Here is a 23,452-nt window from a genome sequence, read left to right as displayed (position 1 = left end):
AAGTATATATGTATGGTTGATGCTTCTTAGTTGAAATGTAAGATTAAGTAAAGCTAGGTGATGTTTCTGATAATGATTTTCTGATACAATAGACCTATTACAACGAAGATGATTTCATGGGAGTGTTAGAATGCTTACTGGAGATATTAAACACAAAGTCGACTCAATTTGGGAAATGTTCTGGACAGGCGGGATTACCAATCCCCTTTCTGTTATTGAGCAAATTACATATTTGTTATTTATAAAACAGCTTGATGCACAACAAACGAAACAAGAGCGTCGTATACGGCTTTCAGGTGGACAATTAATTCATCCCATTTTTAGTGAAGAAGAGCGTGAAATTCGCTGGTCCACGTTTAAAAATAAACCAGATGCAGAAGAGATGTTTGATATCGTAAAAGATAAAGCATTTGTGCACATGAAGGAATTAGGTGGAGCCGAATCTAAGTTCGCGCGGCATTTAGAGAACGCGGTATTTATTATTCCGACAGCGCAGTTACTTCAGCGTGTTGTTACAGCTATTGATGTTCTTGTAGATGAGATGAATGATAAAAACAAGGACACTATGGGGGATCTATATGAATACCTGCTCTCGAAATTATCTACTTCGGGTACGAACGGTCAGTTCCGGACGCCACGTCATATTATCAAAATGATGGTCGAACTCATGCAGCCTACACTTGCTGATAAAATCGTTGATCCGGCTACTGGGACTGCTGGTTTTTTAGTTGTAGCTGCTGAGTATATTTCAAAGCATTATCGCGATGAACTTTTTGTGAAATCGAATAACGAAGAAGTTCAAGACCATTACAAAAAATCCATGTTTTATGGATTTGATACGGACCAAACAATGCTGCGTATTGCCAGTATGAATCTCATGCTTCATGAAATTGATGATCCCAATATGGAGTATAAAGATTCCCTCTCAAAATCGAATACTGAAGAAGAGCAGTACACGTTGGTTCTTGCTAATCCTCCATTTAAAGGCTCCCTTGATTACAGTGAAGTTGCTGATAACCTGCTCGCCAAGGTGAAAACAAAAAAGACGGAACTACTGTTCTTGGCACTCATTTTACGTTTATTAAAAAACGGTGGACGATGTGCGGTCGTTGTACCAGACGGAGTATTATTTGGCTCGTCTACTTCGCACGTGGCGATTCGAAAAGAAATTATCGACAATCATAAACTGGAAGCCATCATTTCAATGCCTTCGGGTGTATTTAAGCCGTATTCAGGAGTTTCTACGGCAATTATGATTTTTTGTAAAACAAGCATTGGTGGAACAAATCAAGTCTGGTTTTACGATTTGCAAGCAGATGGGTACTCTCTCGATGATCACCGCCGTGAGCTTGATCTCTCGAAACACGAAGATAACAATATACCTGATATCATTGGGCGCTTTACTAATTTAGAAACTGAACTGTCACGTGAACGTTCAGAACAATCTTTTTTTGTTCCGGTCGATGAGATTCGTGCTAATAAATATGATTTAAGCATTAATCGTTATAAGGAACGAGTACACGAAGAAGTTAACCATATGTCACCGAAACAGATCCTGCTGGAGATTACTGCGTTAGAAGAAGAAATCTCAGCAGGACTGCGGAAACTGGAGGGAATGTTAGGGTGACAGTACCTATGAAAGTAGTCAAACTAGGCGATATAGCTTGTTTTAATCCTGAGAATTTAAAAAAAAGTACCGCCGGAGAATATGAGATTAAGTATATCGATATTGAAAGTGTAAATGTGGGTAAGATTAACGCATATAAAGATTTTGCATTTAAAGACGCTCCAAGTAGAGCTAGAAGAATTGTTAAGTCCAATGACATATTAATTTCAACAGTACGCCCATACTTAAAAGCGTTTGCTAAAGTTGAAGATGATTATGGAAATATAATTTGTTCAACAGGATTTGCGGTAATGCGAGTTAATGAAGGTATTTCATCTGATTATGTTTTTAGTTACCTAATGTCTGATTTGTTTATAAATCAGCTAATACCTAAGATGGTAGGAGCAAATTATCCTGCAGTTAGTGCTGAGGACATTAAAGAATGTTCAATTTCCCTCCCCGCATACAAGGAGCAGCTCAAAATTGCTTCCGCTTTGGCGGAAGCTGACACCTTGATTCAAAAGCGAAAAGAAGCGATTGCCAAGCTGGATGGACTCGTTCAGTCCGTTTATGACGATATGTTCGGAGATTACCGACTTAACAATAAAGACTGGCTTGTTAATACTTTGAACGAAGTAGTTGTCGATATTACAGCTGGATGGAGCGTTGGAGGAGAAGAACGCCCTAAAGCTCCAACAGAGATGGCTGTTTTAAAGATTAGTTCTGTAACATCAGGAACTTTTAATTCAGCGCAATATAAAGTTGTAGATCCTAAATTGCTGTTGAGTAGAGCCTTGGTTCATCCATTGAAAGATGACATATTATTTAGCAGAGCTAATACAAGAGAATTAGTTGGGGCTACGTGTATGGTTGATGCCGATTATTACGATTTATTTCTACCAGATAAATTGTGGAAAATAAATGTTTCAGATAAATGTAATCCGTATTATTTCTTAGCTGTGGTCAAAAATAGATGGTTTAGAGAAAAGCTTTCAAGTAAAGCAACCGGCACAAGTGGCTCTATGTTAAATATTTCAAAAAGTAAGTTTTTAGAAATGGAAATTCAAATGCCGCCGAAACAACTTCAAGATCGGTATGGCAAAATAGCTGAGAATATACAAAATCAAAAGAAGCAAATGCAACGACAACTTGCCAAGCTTGAAGAAAACTTCCAATCTCTCTTACACCAAGCGTTTACCGGACGACTACAATTCCGCGATTAGAAGGTGAATGAATATGACATTGAACGTTGATTTTTTAAAAGATAACCAGCAGTGGCAAGTGTTGCACGAATATGCCGTCGAAGCTGAATCGAATGTTTATGCGAATCCTCGTACATCCTTGTTTTATAGCCGCGCGTCACTTGAACGCGCGGTACGTTGGATGTATAGCAGTGATGGCTATTTGGAGTATCCAGATAAAGAGAGATATACGCTTAGCGATTTGATACACACTCAGTCTTTTAATGAAACGATTGCACAAGGGTTGTTTCAGCCTATTAAGCTCATTGTTAAGCTTGGTAATATAGCTGTACATGAAGATACACCTGTGACGAAGGATCAGTCGCTGCTCATTTTTGAGCATTTATTTCTTTTTCTCAGTTGGCTTCAAGATTATTATCTTGACGAGCCGATTAAAAACTTAGCGTTTGACCGTGATATGTTGCCAACTACTGCAAAGAAAATCGCTGATTCTACGGAAGACCTGAAAAAGCTAGAAAAGAAAATTGATGAAAAAGATGCGAGCATCCAGAAAATTGAGGAAGAAAATGCAAGTCTCAAAAGACAAGTGGATGAACTTACGAAGCGAGCATCTGGTTCAACCATAACGATGCCACCTGAAAACGAAGCACGAACAAGACAGCTTATTATTGATGTCATGCTTCTAGAAGCAGGATGGAATCCCCATGGTCAAAATGTACGTGAGCTGCATTTAGAGGGGATGCCAAACCGTACAGGTATAGGCTACGTTGATTATGTGCTATGGTCAGATTCTGGCTTACCACTTGCTATTATAGAAGCAAAGAGTACAGTTAACGATGCTCGTAAAGGGAAGCAGCAAGCGCAACTATACGCTAATCATCTGGAAGAAAAATATGGACAACGTCCAATTATCTTCTATACAAATGGCTATGAGACATGGATATGGGACGACATGTTCTACCCGCCACGTCTATGTGCATCTTTCTATTCAAAAGCGGACCTGGACTGGGCTGTACAGAAAAGAAATGAACGCAAAGTAACTAGCGATTACAGGATAAACTCCATGATTGCTGGTCGCGTTTATCAAATTGAAGCGATTAAGCGAGTTGCAGAAACATATGAAAGTAGTCGGCGCAAGACTCTTCTCGTAATGGCAACTGGAACAGGTAAAACACGTACTGCAATTGCCTTAGTGGACTTCCTTAAACGTGCAGGATGGGCTAAAAATGTTCTGTTTCTTGCAGATCGTAGAGAACTGGTTAAGCAAGCAGCTAAAGAGTTTAAAAAACATTTACCGAGCGTAACGACGTGTAATTTGCTTGAAGACAAAGATGATCCATCAGCTCGCATTTATTTTTCGACATATCAAACCATGCTCAGCTTTATCCAGCCGGGAGTAAAACCAAAATTCAGTGTAGGTTTTTTTGATTTGATTATAATTGATGAAGCTCACAGATCAATTTACAACAAGTTTGGCACGATTTTTCAATACTTTGATTCACTTTTGTTGGGACTGACAGCTACACCGAAATCAGATGTAGACCACGATACATATACATTTTTTGGTCTTAAAGCGAATATACCAACATTTGCTTATGAATATGAAAAAGCAATTGAAGACAAAAACCTTGTTCCTGTAAAACCGGTTTCCGTATTTTTTAAATTTCTCCATGATGGCATTGATCGAGATGAGTTGTCAGAAGAAGAACAAGAAGAATACGACAAGAGGGTTATGCCACATAAACAAAATAAAAAGGTCACAAAAGAGGAAGTTAATAAATTTTTGTTCAATAAGGACACCGTTCGGCAAGCACTAGAAATCTTGTTTGAGCATGGGATTAAAGTTGCTGGTGGAGATCGGCTCGGAAAGACGATTATCTTTGCCCGTAATAATGCACACGCTCATCTCATTGTTGAAGTATTCGACGAGATGATGCCTCATTTAAAAGGTAAATTCGCTTCAGAAATCCACTATAAAGTAGATTATGCGGAAACATTGATTGAGAATTTTAAACAAGCAGATAAAGATCCTCACATTGCCGTATCAGTTGATATGCTCGATACAGGCATCGATGTTCCAGAAGTAGTAAATCTAGTGTTATTTAAACCTGTCTTTTCGATAACAAAGTTTTGGCAAATGATTGGTCGTGGAACGAGGCTGTCGGAAGATTTATTTGCTCCGGATGTTGATAAGACCCATGCTTTGCTGTTTGATTTATGTGGAAACGTGGAATATTTCAAGTTCACAAAAAAAGAAGAGCCGAAATCCACTCCTATCCATCTTACGGGACAGTTATTCGTGGAGCGTGTCCATTTAATCAGAGAACTGTACGCTTCTGGTAGAATGTATGATGAAATTAGAAACGAGCTTATTGACACGTTAACCAAGCAACTGGTTGCAATGGATGAGCATCATTTCGCAATTCGTCCACATATTCCGCTGTTAACAAAGTTCCGTAATAGTGAGAGTTGGGAGCGAATCGAAGATCGTGACTTCGTTAGCCTGACAGACGAAGATGGCTTTGCGAAGCTTGTGTATGATGCTGAGCCAGAAGATAAGAAACGTATTGATTTACTCCATGTAAAACTTCAGAGGTCGGTTCTAGGTGTAGCGATTATCCCAGGTGCTGACACCAAGAAAAAACAACTGCAAACCATTGCAGAAACACTGTATCGGAAAAGGATAGTTTCGCAAGTTGCAGATCATGCGGATATGCTTCGAGAAGTTATGGATGTTCGTTTTTTTGATCGTACGAATGCGATTGATTTGGATGGCGTTCGAAAATTGATACGAGAGCTCATTCGTTCACTTGATAAAGAGCAAAAGGTAATCGTGCATACAAATTTCGAGGACAAACTAAAAGAAATTGTTTTCGATGATATATTACCGTCATATGGAGATTTCAAGGATTATAATGATCATATTAGTGAGTACGTTAGAGAGCATCAGGACCATATTGCTATTCAAAAACTAAAACGAAATAAATCGATTACTCTCTTGGATATCACTTCTTTTGCTGACATGCTTGAAGAAGAACAGGCTGGGACGAAGGAACAATTCAATCAACATTTTGGTTCTGGTGAAAACAACTCTTTTGGTATATTTGTTCGTGGATTACTTGGGCTTGATCGTAGTGCGGCTCAGGATGCTTTTGCTATACTCTTGCAAAAAACGAACCTTAACGCAAATCAAATCAATTTTATTAATATGATCATAGATTACTTATCTGTAAATGGTATTTTGGAACCGAGCAAACTTCTGGACCAACCCTTTGTTACTTTACATCATGAAGGTGTATATGGATTATTTGACGAAAAAACTGTAGATGAAATTGTTAGTGTTATGTATGCTTTAAAGGAAAGTGCTAGGGTTAAAATAGGTTTTAATGATACTAAAGACCAAATTAAATTTGAAAAACAGAGCTGAACTGGACAAACGAATTTCATTACGATAATAAGTCGCTAATTTTTAGCGGCTTTCTATTAGTTCTAAACAATGTTCTTGTCCCTATCAGGATTACATTAATAACCAAATATTTGAAATTTAGTGAGATCACAGAAATAGAAAACAAGCTCGCTTCACCAGGCAAATAGATGAAGTCTGTTGGGGATTAATGTATAGTTAGAAGGTGCCAGAAATTTTGCGGAAATACAATGCATAGGAGAGTGAATGTACATATCTATGAATACACCAACAACACATCATATCTTGACAGAGTGGGATTCAGAGACGAATGCAAGTGAGCTTATCATTCATCTATATACGTTACCTGTTCGAAACGTCTTCGAACAACACAATGAAAACGGACTTGTTCGGTCTGCTTTAAGGAAGTTGAATAAGTCGCAAGATATTGATTTCTTTGAACAGTATATTATCAGTTGGAAACCGATCAAAAATTGGGGGGAGTACTCATTTGCGCAGTATGAAAATCGATCAATAAATTCTTCTGTTCCAAGGGAACGTACACTCCTGGAACGGCTGATTCTAAGAACCATTGAAAGTGTTCAGCCTAGAAATGAGATAGCTGCTGGATTTCGCAAGTTTACATGGCTCAAAGCGGAAAAAGTTGTACAAGATGTTTCGATACATAGGGTTATTCAATGTGATGTTACAATCAATCAGGAAGGTGTTATCACGGTCGGGTTCGACTTGAATCACAGTTTTCGTACAAGTCAATCTGTATATGATTTGCTGAACACTAACGGAATCTTCAAAAATGATCGGGTTATTGATAAGTACAACAATCTGCACTATGAGTTTGACGAGGTATCAAATTTAACGATTAGCGATGTCACCCCTGAACTTAACCAATCTGTGATTGATTACTTCGTTAAAGGAAAACAAGCTTGGAAAGTAGACAAGCTTGACCCAAGCATGCCTGTTGTCTATGTGAAAACAAATACGGGAGCTAGAATAGCTTATGCTCCAGCGATGCTACAAAAAGAGCTAACTTTTGAGTCACTACCCCCTGCTGTAGTTCGTCAAACATCGGAAGTTTATAAACAAAATGCAGATAAAAAAATCACAACTTTGTTAGCTGAAATGCAAAACATCATTTCGCGCATGGATAGGCTTGAATTTTCTAAACAGAAGCTACTAGTTCAGCAAGCCGGATACGAAGTAAAACAATTTAACACTCCGAACCTTTTATTCGGAAATAAGAATGTTCAATCAAACACTAAGTATGGACTCGATAAAGGGGGAGTTGTTGCTCCCACGGCAATTTCTATTAACCTATTTGTATATCCAGAGTTGATCGAAACTAAGCTTGATGCTATAACAGCATTTAACGAGAAGTTATGTAATCTCTCTGATAAATGGGGGGTATCACTTTCCTTTCTAAAAAAATCCAGAGCGTATCGCAACAAGAAGATTGACTTTACCAATCCGCATCAGTTCGCCATTTTACTAAAAGAGCTCACGAAAGAGTCGTTTCAAGAACTCACACTTGTGATTATTCCTGATAAAATTGCAGGCATGTGGTATGACGCAGTTAAGAAAGAGTTTGGAGGAAAAGCTGCGGTACCTACCCAGTTTGTAACCCTAGAAACTCTACAACGCGCAGACGAATATACATTAGGAAATATTCTTTTAGGACTTTACGCTAAATCAGGAATTCAGTCTTGGTTATTAAACTCTTCCTTATCATCTGACTGTTTTATTGGGCTTGACGTATCGCATGAATCTGGGCGGCATTCTGCGGGAATTGTTCAAGTTGTGGGCAAAGACGGTAGAGTTTTATCTAGTGGAGCCAACACTTCAAATGAGGCGGGAGAGAAAATCCGTCATGAAACCATCTGCCAAATCGTATATTCGGCAATTGATCAATACCAAAACCATTACAACGAAATGCCTAAACACATCACGTTTCACCGGGATGGGTTTTGTAGAGAAGATTTAGTTAGTTTGGATGAAGTGATGGACCAACTTGGTGTGCAATACGACATGGTTGAAGTTATTAAGAAAACAAACCGACGAATGGCTTTAAATGTTAACAAGCAGGGGTGGGAGACGAAGTCTGGACTTTGTTACGCAAAAGATAATTTAGCGTATCTCATTTCAACAAATCCCCATGCTCGTGTTGGTACCGCACAGCCCATCAAAATCGTTAAGAAGAAAGGATCGCTTCCTTTTGAAGCCATTCTTCAGGATATATATTACCTTTCATTTATGCATGTTGGATCCTTGTTAAAAAGCCGGTTACCGATTACCACGTACTATGCGGATCTTAGCTCCACACATTTTATGAGACAATGGCTGCCTAGTGAGTCTGGAAAAGCACTTCATTTCGTCTAGCAGCAGAACATATAAAAGTAGAAGGAGTTTTATTCCGCTTCATTGGAATAGAGCTCCTTCTTTTATTGGATATACAAGATTAATATTGAATGTGTTTAGCTTCAAGAAGTCCTAATTCGCTGTCTTCTTGATTTTGTTTAAATTTTACTTTCAAGTTTAAAACACCAATTAATTCGACAATGTTGCTGATAAGGTTACCCAGGTTTTCATTCTTGGTGAGGCTGTTCCATTTAGAGTATGGAGCCAGGAAGGCGGCTTCAAAGTTTTTGTAATTGCCATTAAGAAGATGTACTTACGACATAGTTCCCTTTACCGTAACCATACCCGGTCGAATCACTTTCACCAAAAGCGGAACCTGTAAGATAAATGCCGTGGGTGCACAAGAAGAAAGAATGAGTAATGTGCCCGTTAAAGCTGGTGCTGGACATTGATGCCTAAGCCGGCTTGCGTCTCAGTACGTCCCATCGCAGTTATTCTCCTTAGCTAATAAATTTATGGAAGGAGACCTCGTCAATTATATTATTACATGGAGCAAGTGTGAATATTTAGCAGTGAGTGTCTAAAAATGATACCGACAATGCTGTCACAAATTTCAAACGCAAGTGTGTAAGAATATCAGTACTAAACTTCCTGATTTTATTGTTGCTATAAATAACTTTTGAGAAGTAATTTGTTTTTTATTGATTAAATTTCTTTAGATTTGTTAGAATTATTAGATTGTGATAGATAATTTTTTTAAATATTTGGATATTTAACATTATTAGGTTCATATTAGGTAAAAGTAAAATGTCTAAGGAGGTAGGGGAATTAAATGGAATTTATTGGGGTTATTGTAGTTTCAATTTTATGTATCATTGGTCTTCTCATCTTGGCTGCCGTTATACGTTATGCCATAGATTCGTCCAAAACATCAAAAAAATTTGATGATATTATAAAAGAGATCCGATCTTTGAGAACTGAACTTAAAAATCAAAAAAAAGTTCAACAAGAAAAAAGCAAGAATATTATTGATGAAAAAGTATAAACTAATTAATTATTAATAATTCGATACTCTGTAAGTCACTATATTGTATGTAACATATATATATCAGTGATAAAGAAATTCGAAACATGGATTAGTAATTTTACTGGTTTTGGAAACAATACTCGATAGCAGTCCAGTAATTGTATTGTTATCGTTGAAGTGTTAAAGGTAATGAACATTTAACCAAGTAATAAATTTAAATTATATCATTCACTGAATATCAGTACACTTCGGTCTACAAAGAGGAACTCTCGTAATATGTTTGTAGACTATTTTTTTAGATACTAGGTCGTGATGAATGGACTGTTTAAAAATACAATAAATAAGGTTAGTTCTAAATAAGTGAATTAATAATTATAATGATGATTACCTTCAATCAGAAGCAACCACGACTCGATACGAAGCAACTGCAAAACGGCGTTCGTAAGGTGTAAGAAACAGCCCGGAATTTAGGCTGTTTCTTTTTGTATAAATGTAAGATCTTATTAGAAAATATGTAAAATAATGAAGTTGCTTTGAAACTCAACTATCCTAAATAGCTTGCAATTGGATTTAAAATAGTAAGAGTTATTCACCCTTACGGAATTTTTAGTTTGAAATTCAACGATACCATATTCCTCAATAATTTACCGTCTTGAAAACTAGCTGCATGCCATTTGTTTAGAATAGCTTCGTTAATGTAATTTGCCCTTTTTAATTTATCATTTAACATATAAGGGTGGGACCTTCTTTAAATTATGTGGTCGTTATATAAACTTCTTTTTTCAAATCATATCATATGGAAGGTGAAGATATTGATAGGTCATATTATCCGTGGTGAAGATGAAGCGAAGTACTGGTACGATAAACATTTCACTGTAAAAGAAGCTGCCAGTTATTTAGACATTTCAACTTATAAGATTCGAAAACTAATCAAACAACACGAAATCCCCTATTCCAGAAGCTGTAACCAGGTAAGTTTCCATAAATGCTTACTTGATTCATGGAAAAAAGGTGAGGTTATAGGGGGACAAGTGAAGTTGATTTTAGATGACGAATGTATTGATTTCGATCATGAGGAAGCGCTACGTGAGCATTTCAAACGCTATCCAGAACTAGTCCCGAAAATGAAGTCTGTAAATTTTGTTCCGATAGTTAGATATATTGATGGACAGAAGGTAACCATCAATGCAGAAACAGTTATGATAGAAAGTGATTCTGGACAACTTGTATTTTCACTATCGAGAGAGTTTTTAAGACAGCTAATGCTTCACCTATAAAAGTGAGAATTTATCTCAAGAGACAACGTCTCCGTAAAAATTGTCCACATGATGAATTGTCGTAATACTTTCGCCCTGTTCGTTTCAATCCTTGTGATCTAGGATTGTTTTGATGATTGTTTGATAAAATCAATGCTGTATAAAGTGTACAATTGCAACAGAATTAGAGAGGGGAACGGCTAATGAGTGAAGTATCCATATCCTTTACGATACAAGGTGACAGTGAAGGTTTCGTAGCTCTTGAATGCCCTTTTTGTGAATCAGAATTTAAAGTGAATGCAGGTGAATTTCAAAGTGATGATGAACCTGTCACTGACCTGTTCTGTCCATACTGCGGATTGACTACAGACAAAGATCAATTTTTTACCAAAGAACTTGTAGAACAAGTAGAGGCAATAGCCACTAATTATATTTATGAACAATTAAATAAGTCTTTTGGGAAAATGGCTAAGAAAATAAACAGTCGAAGTAAAAGTGTAATCAAAATGAGCTATAAGCCATTAAAGAAAATGAATGTACAAGAATTGAAGAATAAAGATACTGTCGAGGAGATATTTGTTTGCTCATGCTGCGAGAAGCAAGAAAAAGTATTATTTCTCTCAGGTGTCTCAAAAGTATATTGCACGTATTGTGGGGTTGATCTTCCGTGAATTTAATGGAGTATAAAACTTTGAGCTTGGATTTTAGAAGAGTATCTAGCAATTTGTTGACTGCTGATGCAGACAATGCTTTTATAAAACTTAAAAGGTTCAAATTATTTATTGATTCATCTCCTATCATTACTAAGATTATTCAGACACGCATATCTAAATTGGAATTCGACTTTAGAGATTGTTTTTTGATAGACACAGTACAAGGTCATCATCAGATTATTCCTCCAGTAGATGAAGATCTTCATATAAAAGCCCAATATGATTATCTATCATACTTGTGTTCTCAGGATATAGATATTAGAGGTGTGGCATTTCAATTTGTATCTAAATCAGGGAAATGGAATGACATTGTCAGAGAATTTTTGGACAAAGCATTTAAACCTTTGGTTGATTTTATTGTGGATTCATTAGGAAAAGAGATAATGATTCTAGGAGGGGATCGGTCTATGGGGAACAATATAACCCAAAATATAGCGAACAACTACGGGAACGTCAACGCCGCAGGCAGAGATGCTACCATTAATACAAATCTAAAAGCAGATGATATTGGTGAGATAAAAGCATTAATTGAAAAACTTTTACCTACTATTGCCGATACTCAATTAACAGATGAAGAAAAAGAATTCTTAACTGACGATATGGAGACCATAACTGAACAACTGGAATCGAGTAAGCCAAAAATGGCAAGGTTGAAAAAGGCATACGAAGGTATAAAAAAATATGTTGGGAATGCTAAGACAGGAATCACATCTGCAACTCTTTTCCTATCTGACTGGAATAGCCTGATGGAAAAGGTAGAAGAGCTGATCGGTAAGTCATAAGAATAAACAGAAAAAGAAAATTTAACTATAATGAGGTGGACAGTAACGATCAGCAAGAAGCACTCGTTTCATTTGAGTATGATGGTAAGAGTTATTTTGCCATGTGTTCAAAAGAAAAAGGAGATGAATGGATTAACAAAGGGATATTGCATAACGCAGATGACTGCACTTGCGGTATTCAGTCATCAATTGTATGTGAACTTTTTGACGAGTCTTCACGAGGAATTATTATAGAGGAAATAAATGCGCGATATAAGCTCATGTTTATTTTTCCAACAACTAAGGAACTACATGCTGATAATTTACCGCAATGGATCGTTGATGTACTGGAAGGGAATTAAAAATAAACAAAAAGGAATCTAACCTGTATATATGATTGATCCCTTTTTTCTTATGTTTCGATTATTCACTTTATTAAGAATCAGACTGAACCCAATCTTCAGGTATGTAGCCCAAATGGTAAGCTTCCTTTTTTAGCAGCATCTCTACTTGGTTATGAATACTAGTTAATTGATCAAACATTGCATTTAATTTATTTTCATCTGCATCATTATATCCACCTTGTCTGAATCTTTGCGGTTGTAACAATTTATTAAGTTCATTGGCTTCCTTTTCTAGATTTTGATAATTCCTTCTTAACGTATCTATCTCATTCGCAGTTTTTTCAAAAATCTTACCCTTTGGAATAACTACATCAACTGATGCTTCTATTGAAGGGATACGTAATTCATCAGCAAGATACGGTCGATGATTTCCTCCCGTCCAAACTGCATATTTGCCGTCTGGGGTTAAATACAGATGCAAATCTATAGGCGATTCATCTTTCCAACCTTTTGTAGCCACTGACTGTCTAAGTCGCTTCATTTTATTATCATTCGCTATATCTCTTGGTCGTAAACCGAGCCCAATAATATCCTTTGTGTGCACCGTTCGAATTCCAACATCACATACCTCATACGTCCCATCCGGGTAGTTCTTCATAACTTTTTCAGATGGTAACCAACGAGTTTTTTTTATAAAACCAACTATAACAACCACCTGCCTTTATCATATTTTATTCCTAGTTTATGAAAAAAGGTTTCATTACAGCACCTCGTTGGAAGTATTTTTGAATAAGATTTTTTCGTACCAAAGAAACTGGACTGGGATTAGAATACGGTAAAAGAGCCTCAAGGGATTGAAGTATGTAATATGCAACCCCAATAAGCTTGAACTTATTCAATCTTCTGTTTATTTCTCCAAACTCATATTTAGATAAAGCCAATTGCCCTCATGATACCATTCAAATCCGACATCTTTCTTGAAATACAATGTTCGATCTCTATTTGTATTCTTCCATTTGCCTGCCCAACCGGGAATGATGGGCTCTTCATTAACGTAAAGAGTGCCATGACTAATGCTCACAGAATCAGCATGACCAGAGTGTCGACCATCTTTATAGTACGGATTATCAGTAAGGCATAAAAATCGTTTGACCGCAAAGCCATCAAAATTCAGTAGCCGTTCGATATCCTTTAGAACATCATACATATCGGTATCTGTCGCACGATTCGATGCTTTTTTAAAGCATTTTAGTTCAATCGCTGCTTTGATATTGTTGTAATAACAAACAATATCAATATTTTTTCCTTGAAAAGAATGCTCTAACTCAATTGAAAATACGTCATTCTTATCAATGCACATTATTTCACCCAAACTATTAATCAATGATGCATAATGCAGCTGCATTGAGGATTCTTTGTTGACTTTGATGCGCCCAAGGGCAAGCCTTTTAATAAAAATACTCCAAGCTAAATCAATTACATAATTTAAGCGATCCACATGATTAATTGGGACACTGATCATACCTATTTCTCCTTTAACATTTTAAGATGTTGAGATTTTCCAGCTTAGTTTACCACAAATTTTTATACGGTGGATTGTAATATTGGGAAGAAATCACTTAATATGTGGTTGTATAAGAAAAGTAATTGAGGTGTTTGAAGGAGGGCTGCATTTGAAACGTAGCATTACTGTCTTGCTTGGAGTTCTTGTCATTAGCTTTGTTTTATTATTAGGAGTTAATATCCTAGGCTTTCCTGTGCCCATAGTTATTAAGCATTCAAATATCTCAACTGAGGGTGAATTTAAGTATCATGAGGGAGGTGACTCAAAGATTGAGATAATGTGGTGGGAAGACTAACTGATGTCTTGGCTTAAAAAGGATTACGGCGGACAACGCCTTTACTTGGTTAAAAGAGTCGGAATTTATTGCAAGTTAGGCTGAAGATGTAATAGCAGCAAAATATGAAGGTTCTGAAGGCTTAGTGAAGGTGTTGAAAACAGATGAGGTCAACATTATGGAATTTGAGAAAGATGAAAATGCAACGAAATATCATAACCCTGATTTGAACTCTTACGCCAGTGTACATGATAGTGTACTAAATTTCATTCTACATAATTCAAGGTTTGAAAAAAATCTGATCTATGAAAATTATATTAGAAGGAGACTTAAAATGAATTCATCAAAAACAAATTTAGAAAAATTAGAAAATTTAGAAATGTATCTAAAGGAGTTGGAGGGTGAAGATTTTTTATACGAAGTTGTTTCTGTATATGATATGTTACTCACACATACATACACGAAAGATATTATCAATCATGCTGTTCAAGAATTTGAAGAAATTAAAAAAAAGCATGAGGCATATAAGATGAAAAAAATTGTTATATTACAAGAGTTCAAAAACAAAGCTATTGAACATCTTTATGATCTTTATAAAATGAAATGTGACCAATCAGAGCATTTCTTATTTATGGCTGCTACCAAAGAAGATTTTATAAATACAGAAATTTATCAGGACTTTGGGGGGGATACTGCTGATGGCTATGAAGGATCCTTCAAACGATTGGATAATTTATTACAGAACAAGCGACTCTTTAGAGACAAGAATCCGGAAGTTGATAATATTATTGCTGCCACAGAATTCCTTAGAGAGAAATTCAATTGGTATAAAGATGAGAAATATCAGGGGTGGTTTGAAACTACTGGGAATTCCTTTTTGAAGGAGATTAGTACATTTAAAACGAACTATATGCTGAACTACAAAAGATATAATGTTCTTATGAGAAATTCAATAGGAGCCGCTATTCTATTCATAGAAAGCTTCATACTACGAATAAATCCAAATAAAAAAATGATTCGGTTTTTAAAAGAGTACTCCTATGAGCCATTTTTGTTAACCACTAAAGAAGCTAATGTTATGGAACAATCAATGTTTGTTTATAATTTTTATCAAAAAGAAGAGCAGTTTCAGAAAATATATTTAAAAATTAGAACAAATATTTTTCGCATAATACACAAAATTAAAATTAAAATACATGAAAATTTATCAATTAGTCAAGTTATTGAGAATTTTAAAACTAGATGTATGTGGTACGATAAGGAGAGAATTAGAGGACGAATTCATCAAGATGGACAACGGAAAAGAAATTGTGAAGACATTTTAATGAGAGAGATGGCTCTATACCTCTTTGATAATGGACATCCTGTAATTAGCAGAATTCAGACTGAAAATTTACAGACAGATTTAATGGATTTATCAAGTCAAATTTCTGTTCTTATTGAATGCAAGGTTTATCATCAAAATAGTAAATCTAATTTGATTCAAGGATTCGCACAGTTACATGCATATCTTAATAATTTTGAGAATAGTCATTTTCGAATTACCACAGCTTACTACGTTATCTTTCGAATAAATGGTCCCATATTCGATCTGCCTTTAAGAATTACAACAAATAGGTATTCAATTATCCCGATTATAATAGATTTGGGGGAGTCAAGAGTTAGTGGCAGCAAGCAATCTAACAATCCCATTAAAATAGAGGAAAAAGAATTTATAGAAAGTTTAGAAAACACCTTCATATAGAGATATTTATTTTTATGAATTTAAACTTGAACTAGACTAATTAATGTATTTTATTAAAAAGTGCTGTAACTCACTATTTTATTCATTAGAATGTTTGTTTAGGTTAACACATTACTATACTTTCGATTAAATTTTATTATTGCTTAACCACTCCATATAGCCATGTTTTATGAGATGAGATACTGAAGCTATTACAACTATAACTTCTAAAACAACCCAATGAAGCAGGATCCCAATAAGGACCCGCTCTATTGGGTTGTTTACCGTGTACTCGTATAGAAAAAATTAGTTAGAGGGATGTAGAGAAATTTAAAAAATATATTTTCAATGTAATTCAACACTAAATTGAAAGGGGGAAATGTTGTTGAGATCAGATTTTTACAGCACGTGGGAATTCAAAATAAAAGATATAGTCCTTGAGAATATAACTCAGTGGCTAGAAAATATGGGGAGTCAGACAGTTGATTTCATATTAAATGCTCAAATTGAAAATGTATATTTTGATCAACAGAAACTGCTAAACATTATTTTGAAACGAGATCAGATGGTCTGGAATTTAAAACACCTCTATGTTCAAGATCTTCCTATGTTGCAAGGTTACAAAATTAACGATACTCCTTTTAATGATTTCTTTGGACTATCTAACAAAGAATACACTTTTTTCATTAAACAACTTGATGAATTGAATTTTGTTAGTTTCTATAATTTGGTAGACTAGTTTCTTTACCTCTCCTATATTTATCCCATATTAAACTTGGAGGATAAATATGAACTCAAACAAGCTTATAATCGATGATGCAATTATTTATGATATTCAAGCTACTAATAATAACTAATGGGCGAAATATCGATAAACGGGGAGTGGTTTATCCTGGATTTGCTGAAAAAAAGAGCGGATGGCTGCTAGATGATATTTATCCGAAAGATAATCCAAACGGGACTTTTCCGGAAGAGCTTCAAAGTCAGCTAATAAGGGAAATTTCTGAAAATGTAACCTTTATGTTTCATTATTAAGATATATCAAACATTCAATTTGTGAAATGGACCCAGCTCTTTCACAGATGCATAAACATAAGCCATCATCACGTTTTAAAGAAACTTTTTACTAAGATATTATCTTATTATAAGATAGTATCTTAGTAAAACGGCTTTTATCTGTGTCGAATTAAAACTATTATAGAATAAATTATTCACGTATGATTCTGTAGAAAACACATTGCACATGAATAAATTATGGACGAAGTATGTGAAAAAAGTATATACTTAATGCTATAAAAATTGGAGGGAAGAAGAGGATTGAAACAATTTCTTTTAGAGTTCGAAAATTTCAAAAATAGAGTTACAGGGTTGGATGATATATTAGATGATGTAATTCAAGACTCTCAACTTCAGAATGTGCTTAGAAGAATGGCATATGAAAATGGATATCGAGAAATTGTTGATTTAATTTTATTGATGCAGTCAGACACATGTTCATTAAGACCTGTAAACATGTCAAGGTTACAAAAGATTGAATCTGTAAAAAGATTTGTAAATTCAATCTCAAAAGATGACCAAGTAGATGATCCAAACACTCCGACAATGTTTACTCCTCCAATTCAAAAGGGACAAATGATTTATGTCGATTTTGCAGGAGTTGGAGCTGAGTTGAATAATAAACATTTTGCTATAGTATGGGATGATGTCACCGATAAACAAGATAAGATTGTTGTCATACCCGTAAAAAGCGAGAAGCCAAAATACCGAGACTACCCTAATTCATTTTCAATTGGGAATGTTGATTTCTTTCCTAAAGAAACGTGGGTTGATGTTCGTGAGTTGACTTCAATAAGTAGGAAAAGAATATGCGCTACTCAATTTGAATCAATGCAAAATGCAAATGATTTTAGAGAAGTTTATTTATGTTCAGAACAAGAAAATCGTATAGAGGATGCATTTAGGGTTTATTGGGGGAAGCAAAAATCTTTGTTAGATCGAATTCTTGAGAATAATAAACAAAGAATCCCCGCGTTTGGGGATCCCGATGTACAAATTCATCACTTTTTCAGACCAGTAAAGTATTTTAAAACCGATCCGTCCCGTACAAAGTCTGAATATACTTTCTTTAATGATAATACGATTTATGAAATCATTTGGAGAGATGCTACAACTTCAATTAACCAAGGTGAGCGTAGAAAACTTATTAAAGAAATTGCTTATGCCTCGGCGAATATTCAAAACGACAGAGTTCTTTCGAATAGAATTCAATCGAAGATGAGATTGTATAGTGCAATTCAGGCAATCTGAAGCCATTAATTTCACCAAAAACATTGATATATGTTCGAAAATGTGTTATATTTTGTTTAAGATTAATCCTAGCCGGTGTATCTGGCACAATTTTTTTGGAATACATAAACAACACTAACTTTCCTGTGTATCGGGAACAAAAAGACCTTCACATAATTTGTGTAGGTCTTTTTGTGTTTTCATTTTTTTCGGATATAATTGCATAATATCCTAGTTGTCTTCTGCAATTAGGGCATTTATTTACTGGATTTAGCTCTTTTCTTAATTGTAAAGCAGTTGCACGGGCTGCATCATAGGTTATAGTGTTTATTACATGTTTGTATTTTTTGTTTGAACATTCTGGATTTCCACATCCAATAACTACATTATATTTTTTTTTCACAGAAGTATATTTCCTTCCCGGCTTATAGCCTTTTCTGACAAAAACCATATTTACTTTTGAAACTTCTAATCAATAGATTATCGCACGCTCATTATTCCCTACTCTCAGTCTATACAGAACATTAAACAAAAATGACAACAATGAATTCCTTATCATTCATTGTTGTATATTTTGAATGAAACGATGCAATGTTCTTATCGTAAGGCTGTCTGCGTGAAAAATATTGCTAGTTGATTATTCGAAGCGCATTGCAGCTTCGGTAGTTCAATGAGGTGTTTGATGCTTAGTCTAATTCGATCAAGTTTCCCCATGAAAAAGGTTTCACCGGTCTGAATTTATGAAAGGAACTTTTAAGCTCTGGTAGGTAGTTTTTAGAAACTGTTACGATATCCCTTTCTTAGCTTTATTAGACACAAAAACCTATAAAGCGTCACTTTGAAGCTCCCAATGCTGCTCTTCGGCTGAAACGCAGGCTTATCCGATCTTGCGTGTCATTAAAACAACTCCTATTCAAATATAAATGGAGTGTATCGTCAACTCGGGCTTCTATGATCGTTTTATGAATGTGCTTTCTAATCACCATGATAAAAAATCTGGAACCGCTCTGGTTCACCCGTAAACGATATAATTGGTGCATTCGGGTCTAACACAGCAAGCGTAAGAATATTCAAAAGTATTTAAAGTTATGATCGAAAGTAATTCTGGAGGGATTGCATTTACGCACTCAAGAGAATTCTTGAAACATCTAATACATCACCTATAAATAAAAGAGAATATCTCTCTAAACTGAGATATCCTCTTTTAAAATGATGGAATTTCACCTGCTTTTTGGAGTAGAGAAAAGCCTGCCAAATATCAACTGGAAAGCTAAAAAGACAAGTGAACCTACAATGATGTGTATAGTCTGAGCTGAAAAAGTAGTGAAGTTTAGTGTGAAAATTGAGTATATAATACCACCTATGAAGCCTAACACTGCATACGCAACAATGCTCATCAGCAATTCGAAATACATATTATTACTTTTTATGATCATGAGTAATCCATCCACAAGGATCGAAAGCGGTGTTATTAAGAAAAGGAAAATAGCCAAGTTGATAAGTAGCCCAATAGTAAATTTATACCCAAAAGAATAGTAGTGAGCGTTTGCAAGCCTCTCATCTAAAGGAACATAGTGATATATACCCATAACAAGTGATAATAAAATGGCGGTTAATATAGCTGCAAGAAATTTTGTCATGTCAAATACTAACCTCCATCTTGAATATGTTATTCATCAACAGACTTTGTGATTTAGAGTTTACTATATTTTAGTATACCCAGAAAAATTCAAATATTATCTTCCAAAGTATAAATTGAAAAAGAGATCCTTGGTCAGTATTGAAAAAGTATGGTTTGGAAGTTCGAAAAAGATAAACTAAAATGGAACGCTATGCAGCATCCTATAATTACCAATATGAGTATCAGAATTTTCCTGTTAGTATAATGATAAAAGGAGTATAGGAGCTAACAAAATGAAAAAAAATCGTGAATTTAAACTTTTAATCTTACTATGTCTAGCAATTGCAATTGGAGGGTGTGGTTATATAAATGAATCTAAAAGTGCAACAGATAAAATGCAGAGTTCTGAAATTGAAATGAAAAAAATCAATGAATCATTAAAATCAATATCTAAGTATATTGATACCCATGTTGAAGGGAAAAAACAATCTGTTTTCTATGAGCCTGAAACTAAAAAAAATGTCGTTCAGGCTGAATTGTCTAATGAAGAAGTTGCCGCACTTTATGCGAAATTTGATAAAAATAATATAAACATTGAGCCAATTGACGGTGAATTCATTGGAATCATGCTAAATGACAAAGAAAACCTTTTTGCTCCTAAATAAAGATTTTTCTTGCTAGAATGTACCAGCATAGTTCTAGAGAAAGTAATGTTAAAGCGTTCATTAGTGAGTATCATGGTTTGTGTCGCCTTGTTTCTAATTGGCTTCAATCGTTTCTGCTCCAAAAAAAGACCCTACATCCTTAGATGTAGGGTCTTTTTTTGGTCGTTACAGATTGAAGTAGTAGTCTATCCAGTCAAATTGCTTGGTGTCCTCTTCTCCATTCTGATTCAGATATAATAATGGCTCATCATCCACATGAACTGCGACGAAGAGATACAAATTACCATCATCAGAATATTGCTTGGCAAAAGACTTAGCTTTTTTCAAAGCATCTTTCTTTGCTACTAAAGGAGCGACTTCTGCAGGGAATACTTCGTACTCCACAAAATCTCCTGAACTGAAACTACTAACACTTACCACGTAAGACCTTGATTGTTGCTTAACCATGGGCGTCCCTCCTCAACAGAAATGTGCGAGGTGCCTCCGGTTTAGATTATTGTAATTTATTCCAATTTTAAATTCAAGTAAAAAAATCCCATTTCCCTTGTTCGCTATATGGAATCGCATCTGTCAGGTTTTTTAATAATGAGCACTTAATTTTTTCAGCGCATATGTATATAGAGATATTTTTTTGTTCACAATTCTAGTAACAAATTTAATAGAAGTGGTGAAAAAAATGATAGGTTATTTCCCTGCACCTTATCCAGATGAACTACTGTATAGCATCCTCGCTCGTTATCATGTTCGCTCAGGAAACACAGGTACAGCTGCAACGTTTCTCGAATTATTTGGAAAAGAGAAAGCGACAATTTCAATTTACTTCCCTTGTTATATCAACACGCTGATAAAAAGAATTGCTAACGAAAGTACTACTTGGAACTCAGCTAATTGTATTTATGATCATACGCTTTATACATATTTCACTTCATTTATGTCAAAGGAACGATCAGAGAATATTTATAATCTTATGCTTTCAGATACCGGAAATAAGTTAAACTTCACCTCCGGAATTACTGCTAGTTCAATTAAGAATATGGATTACCTAAGATATTGTCCTTGTTGTTCAAAAGAGCAGTTGGAGCTCTATCAAGAAATGTACTGGATACGGTTACATCAAGTACCCTCAGTAATGGTTTGTCCAACTCATCAAATACCATTACAAAATAGTACAGTCTTGATCGGATCTATAAATCGTAACCTAATTGAAGCCAACGAGCAGAATTGCCCAATAACTCAAACCCATACTTCATATAGCCAAGATTTAAATGATAAATTTCTAGTTCTCGCAAGAAATACGGAATGGTTACTAAATAATAAATCTGATGTCAAGGATATCACATGGGTGCACAAACAAATAATGGAGCATTTAAAAACATTAGATTTGGCAACCATTCATAATAGTGTTCACCAGTCAAAATTGAATTCGAAGTTTATTATGTTTTTCGGAGAAGAGTGCCTTGAATTAATTCAGTGTGGCTTGAATAAAGGGTTAACAAAAAATTGGCTCCAAAAAGTAGTTCGTGGTGATGGAGATATGGTATATAATCCACTTTATTATCTCTTGTTGGGACAATTTTTATCACAAAAAACTTTTGAAAGATTTCTTAACGAAGAAGTGAAATTTCTACCGTTTGGAACTGGTCCATGGCTTTGCTTAAATGTGGCAGCAGAGCATTATTCGAAACCAGTGATTGATAAAATAAATATCGAAATTAGCACAAATTCAAATAAACCAATAGCTACGTTTAGCTGTAAATGTGGATTCAAATATACACGAACTGGTCCAGATATTGATGATACCGATAAATATCGTTTTGGAAAAGTCATAACATACGGGAAAGTATGGGAACAAGCATTGAGAGGAATAGTAAGCAGTGAAAGACTTTCACTTAAAGATATTGGATTGAAATTGAATGCTTCTGCATTAACAGTTAAAAAATATATGACTCTGTTAGGGCTCAATTATCATAAAGGATTGAAAAAATTGAAGACAGATACACCAAACAGGAAAGCGAAATCTGACTTCAATGTTTCGCTTAACCAGTATAGGGAAAGATGGCGGAGCTTAATTGAAAAAAATCCTAAGTTAACCATTAATGAATTGCGGAAAATTGATAATGCTGCATATACGTGGCTAAGGCGTCATGACCAAAGATGGATCGAGGAAGTCTCACCGGAAAAACAAAAACCTGTAGCTACACAAAGTCGTATTGATTGGGGAACTCGTGATCAAGAAATATTACAAATTTTAAAATCTAAATTTGAAGAGATGAACAAAGAAGACAAGCCAATTCGTCTAACAAAGACGCGTATTCTAACAATGGCGTCATTATTAGATAAGTTGCAACATCTTGATAAACTGCCTTTATCTAAAAAATATTTGGATTCGATAGTTGAAGACAAGGACCAATTTCAAATGCGACGATTAAGGTGGGCTGCTAAAAAGCTCGAGGAAAGTGGAGGACCAATTACGAGAGGCACATTGCTTAAAAAAGCAGTGTTAAATGTAAATCGTTCTAGTTTGGTGAATTCAGAAATTGATAAACTAATTAATGAATATTATTTCTTTAGCACTTCATCGAAAGAAAATCTGGAAGATGAAGGATGAATACTACGATCAAAGATGAACTGTTT

19 protein-coding genes are annotated in these 23,452 nt (G+C 35.2%); 14 read left to right on the top strand and 5 right to left on the bottom strand.

Annotated features, from left to right (window positions below; translation table 11 throughout):
• Nucleotides 1-130 precede the first annotated feature (130 nt).
• The 8 genes from MH215_RS10230 to MH215_RS10195 all read left to right on the top strand — a co-directional run bounded on the left by MH215_RS10230 (nt 131) and on the right by MH215_RS10195 (nt 12,362).
• Nucleotides 131-1,627 carry a type I restriction-modification system subunit M gene (locus MH215_RS10230; protein ID WP_239290047.1) on the top strand — a complete coding sequence of 499 codons (1,497 nt, stop codon included), beginning with the start codon at nt 131-133 and terminating at the stop codon, nt 1,625-1,627.
• A gap of 8 nt (nt 1,628-1,635) precedes the next feature.
• Nucleotides 1,636-2,829, top strand: coding sequence for a restriction endonuclease subunit S (locus tag MH215_RS10225; RefSeq protein WP_239290046.1), 1,194 nt, complete (start codon nt 1,636-1,638; stop codon nt 2,827-2,829).
• A 13-nt stretch (nt 2,830-2,842) separates the two neighbouring features.
• Complete coding sequence (locus tag MH215_RS10220; RefSeq protein WP_239290045.1) at nt 2,843-6,235, top strand: DEAD/DEAH box helicase family protein; 3,393 nt, start codon at nt 2,843-2,845, stop codon at nt 6,233-6,235.
• Between the two features lie 255 nt (nt 6,236-6,490).
• Nucleotides 6,491-8,605 carry a Piwi domain-containing protein gene (locus MH215_RS10215; protein ID WP_239290044.1) on the top strand — a complete coding sequence of 705 codons (2,115 nt, stop codon included), beginning with the start codon at nt 6,491-6,493 and terminating at the stop codon, nt 8,603-8,605.
• An 811-nt stretch (nt 8,606-9,416) separates the two neighbouring features.
• Nucleotides 9,417-9,629, top strand: a complete 213-nt coding sequence (locus tag MH215_RS10210; RefSeq protein WP_239290043.1) for a hypothetical protein — start codon at nt 9,417-9,419, stop codon at nt 9,627-9,629.
• A 794-nt stretch (nt 9,630-10,423) separates the two neighbouring features.
• Nucleotides 10,424-10,888: an excisionase family DNA-binding protein gene (locus MH215_RS10205; protein ID WP_239290042.1), complete on the top strand. Its 465-nt coding sequence runs from the start codon at nt 10,424-10,426 to the stop codon at nt 10,886-10,888.
• Between the two features lie 182 nt (nt 10,889-11,070).
• Nucleotides 11,071-11,538, top strand: coding sequence for a hypothetical protein (locus tag MH215_RS10200; RefSeq protein WP_239290040.1), 468 nt, complete (start codon nt 11,071-11,073; stop codon nt 11,536-11,538).
• Complete coding sequence (locus tag MH215_RS10195) at nt 11,535-12,362, top strand: hypothetical protein (protein WP_239290039.1); 828 nt, start codon at nt 11,535-11,537, stop codon at nt 12,360-12,362. Before MH215_RS10200 ends, MH215_RS10195 begins: the two co-directional genes overlap by 4 nt.
• A gap of 414 nt (nt 12,363-12,776) precedes the next feature.
• Here the strand turns inward: MH215_RS10195 and MH215_RS10190 are convergent, their stop codons facing one another.
• Nucleotides 12,777-13,400, bottom strand: coding sequence for a basic helix-loop-helix domain-containing protein (locus MH215_RS10190; protein WP_239290038.1), 624 nt, complete (start codon nt 13,398-13,400; stop codon nt 12,777-12,779).
• Between the two features lie 192 nt (nt 13,401-13,592).
• Nucleotides 13,593-14,207: a hypothetical protein gene (locus MH215_RS10185; RefSeq protein WP_239290037.1), complete on the bottom strand. Its 615-nt coding sequence runs from the start codon at nt 14,205-14,207 to the stop codon at nt 13,593-13,595.
• 151 nt (nt 14,208-14,358) lie between these two features.
• Between MH215_RS10185 and MH215_RS10180 the strand changes: the two genes are divergently transcribed.
• The 4 genes from MH215_RS10180 (at nt 14,359) to MH215_RS10165 (ending at nt 18,553) form a co-directional block, all read left to right on the top strand.
• Entirely contained in the window at nt 14,359-14,544 is a 186-nt protein-coding gene (locus MH215_RS10180; protein WP_239290036.1) for a hypothetical protein, read from the top strand.
• Nucleotides 14,545-14,701: 157 nt separating this feature from the next.
• Entirely contained in the window at nt 14,702-16,267 is a 1,566-nt protein-coding gene (locus MH215_RS10175) for a hypothetical protein (RefSeq protein ID WP_239290035.1), read from the top strand.
• Nucleotides 16,268-16,631: 364 nt separating this feature from the next.
• Nucleotides 16,632-16,985, top strand: coding sequence for a hypothetical protein (locus tag MH215_RS10170; RefSeq protein WP_239290034.1), 354 nt, complete (start codon nt 16,632-16,634; stop codon nt 16,983-16,985).
• A 578-nt stretch (nt 16,986-17,563) separates the two neighbouring features.
• Entirely contained in the window at nt 17,564-18,553 is a 990-nt protein-coding gene (locus tag MH215_RS10165) for a type II toxin-antitoxin system PemK/MazF family toxin (protein WP_239290033.1), read from the top strand.
• Nucleotides 18,554-18,701: 148 nt separating this feature from the next.
• Here MH215_RS10165 and MH215_RS10160 read toward each other — a convergent pair whose 3' ends face one another.
• Nucleotides 18,702-18,935, bottom strand: coding sequence for a hypothetical protein (locus MH215_RS10160; protein WP_239290032.1), 234 nt, complete (start codon nt 18,933-18,935; stop codon nt 18,702-18,704).
• Nucleotides 18,936-19,752: 817 nt separating this feature from the next.
• On the bottom strand, nt 19,753-20,172 hold the full coding sequence (locus MH215_RS10155) for a hypothetical protein (protein ID WP_239290030.1): 420 nt from the start codon (nt 20,170-20,172) through the stop codon (nt 19,753-19,755).
• 274 nt (nt 20,173-20,446) lie between these two features.
• Between MH215_RS10155 and MH215_RS10150 the strand changes: the two genes are divergently transcribed.
• Nucleotides 20,447-20,818 (top strand): hypothetical protein, encoded by a 372-nt coding sequence (locus MH215_RS10150; RefSeq protein WP_239290028.1) that lies wholly within the window; start codon nt 20,447-20,449, stop codon nt 20,816-20,818.
• Nucleotides 20,819-20,983: 165 nt separating this feature from the next.
• On the opposite strand, the gene MH215_RS10145 is transcribed toward MH215_RS10150, so the two are convergent.
• Complete coding sequence (locus MH215_RS10145) at nt 20,984-21,265, bottom strand: hypothetical protein (RefSeq protein ID WP_239290026.1); 282 nt, start codon at nt 21,263-21,265, stop codon at nt 20,984-20,986.
• A 184-nt stretch (nt 21,266-21,449) separates the two neighbouring features.
• Between MH215_RS10145 and MH215_RS10140 the strand changes: the two genes are divergently transcribed.
• Nucleotides 21,450-23,426 (top strand): TnsD family transposase, encoded by a 1,977-nt coding sequence (locus tag MH215_RS10140; RefSeq protein ID WP_239290024.1) that lies wholly within the window; start codon nt 21,450-21,452, stop codon nt 23,424-23,426.
• The last annotated feature ends 26 nt before the right edge of the window (nt 23,427-23,452 follow it).

The organism is Paenibacillus sp. ACRSA (assembly GCF_022346845.1).
In the GTDB taxonomy this organism is placed as follows: Bacteria; Bacillota; Bacilli; order Paenibacillales; family Paenibacillaceae; genus Paenibacillus.
The sequence above is the reverse complement of the archived record's forward strand: the minus strand, read 5'-3'. Positions and strand labels throughout refer to the sequence as shown.

What these genes read in the sequence shown, in the direction of transcription:
- MH215_RS10230 (WP_239290047.1), top strand. Translation starts at nt 131, where the DNA reads ATGCTTACTGGAGATATTAAACACAAAGTCGACTCAATTTGGGAAATG.
- MH215_RS10225 (WP_239290046.1), top strand. Translation starts at nt 1,636, where the DNA reads ATGAAAGTAGTCAAACTAGGCGATATAGCTTGTTTTAATCCTGAGAAT.
- MH215_RS10220 (WP_239290045.1), top strand. Translation starts at nt 2,843, where the DNA reads ATGACATTGAACGTTGATTTTTTAAAAGATAACCAGCAGTGGCAAGTG.
- MH215_RS10215 (WP_239290044.1), top strand. Translation starts at nt 6,491, where the DNA reads ATGAATACACCAACAACACATCATATCTTGACAGAGTGGGATTCAGAG.
- MH215_RS10210 (WP_239290043.1), top strand. Translation starts at nt 9,417, where the DNA reads ATGGAATTTATTGGGGTTATTGTAGTTTCAATTTTATGTATCATTGGT.
- MH215_RS10200 (WP_239290040.1), top strand. Translation starts at nt 11,071, where the DNA reads ATGAGTGAAGTATCCATATCCTTTACGATACAAGGTGACAGTGAAGGT.
- MH215_RS10185 (WP_239290037.1), bottom strand. Translation starts at nt 14,207, where the DNA reads ATGATCAGTGTCCCAATTAATCATGTGGATCGCTTAAATTATGTAATT.
- MH215_RS10175 (WP_239290035.1), top strand. Translation starts at nt 14,702, where the DNA reads ATGGAATTTGAGAAAGATGAAAATGCAACGAAATATCATAACCCTGAT.
- MH215_RS10155 (WP_239290030.1), bottom strand. Translation starts at nt 20,172, where the DNA reads ATGACAAAATTTCTTGCAGCTATATTAACCGCCATTTTATTATCACTT.
- MH215_RS10150 (WP_239290028.1), top strand. Translation starts at nt 20,447, where the DNA reads ATGAAAAAAAATCGTGAATTTAAACTTTTAATCTTACTATGTCTAGCA.
- MH215_RS10145 (WP_239290026.1), bottom strand. Translation starts at nt 21,265, where the DNA reads ATGGTTAAGCAACAATCAAGGTCTTACGTGGTAAGTGTTAGTAGTTTC.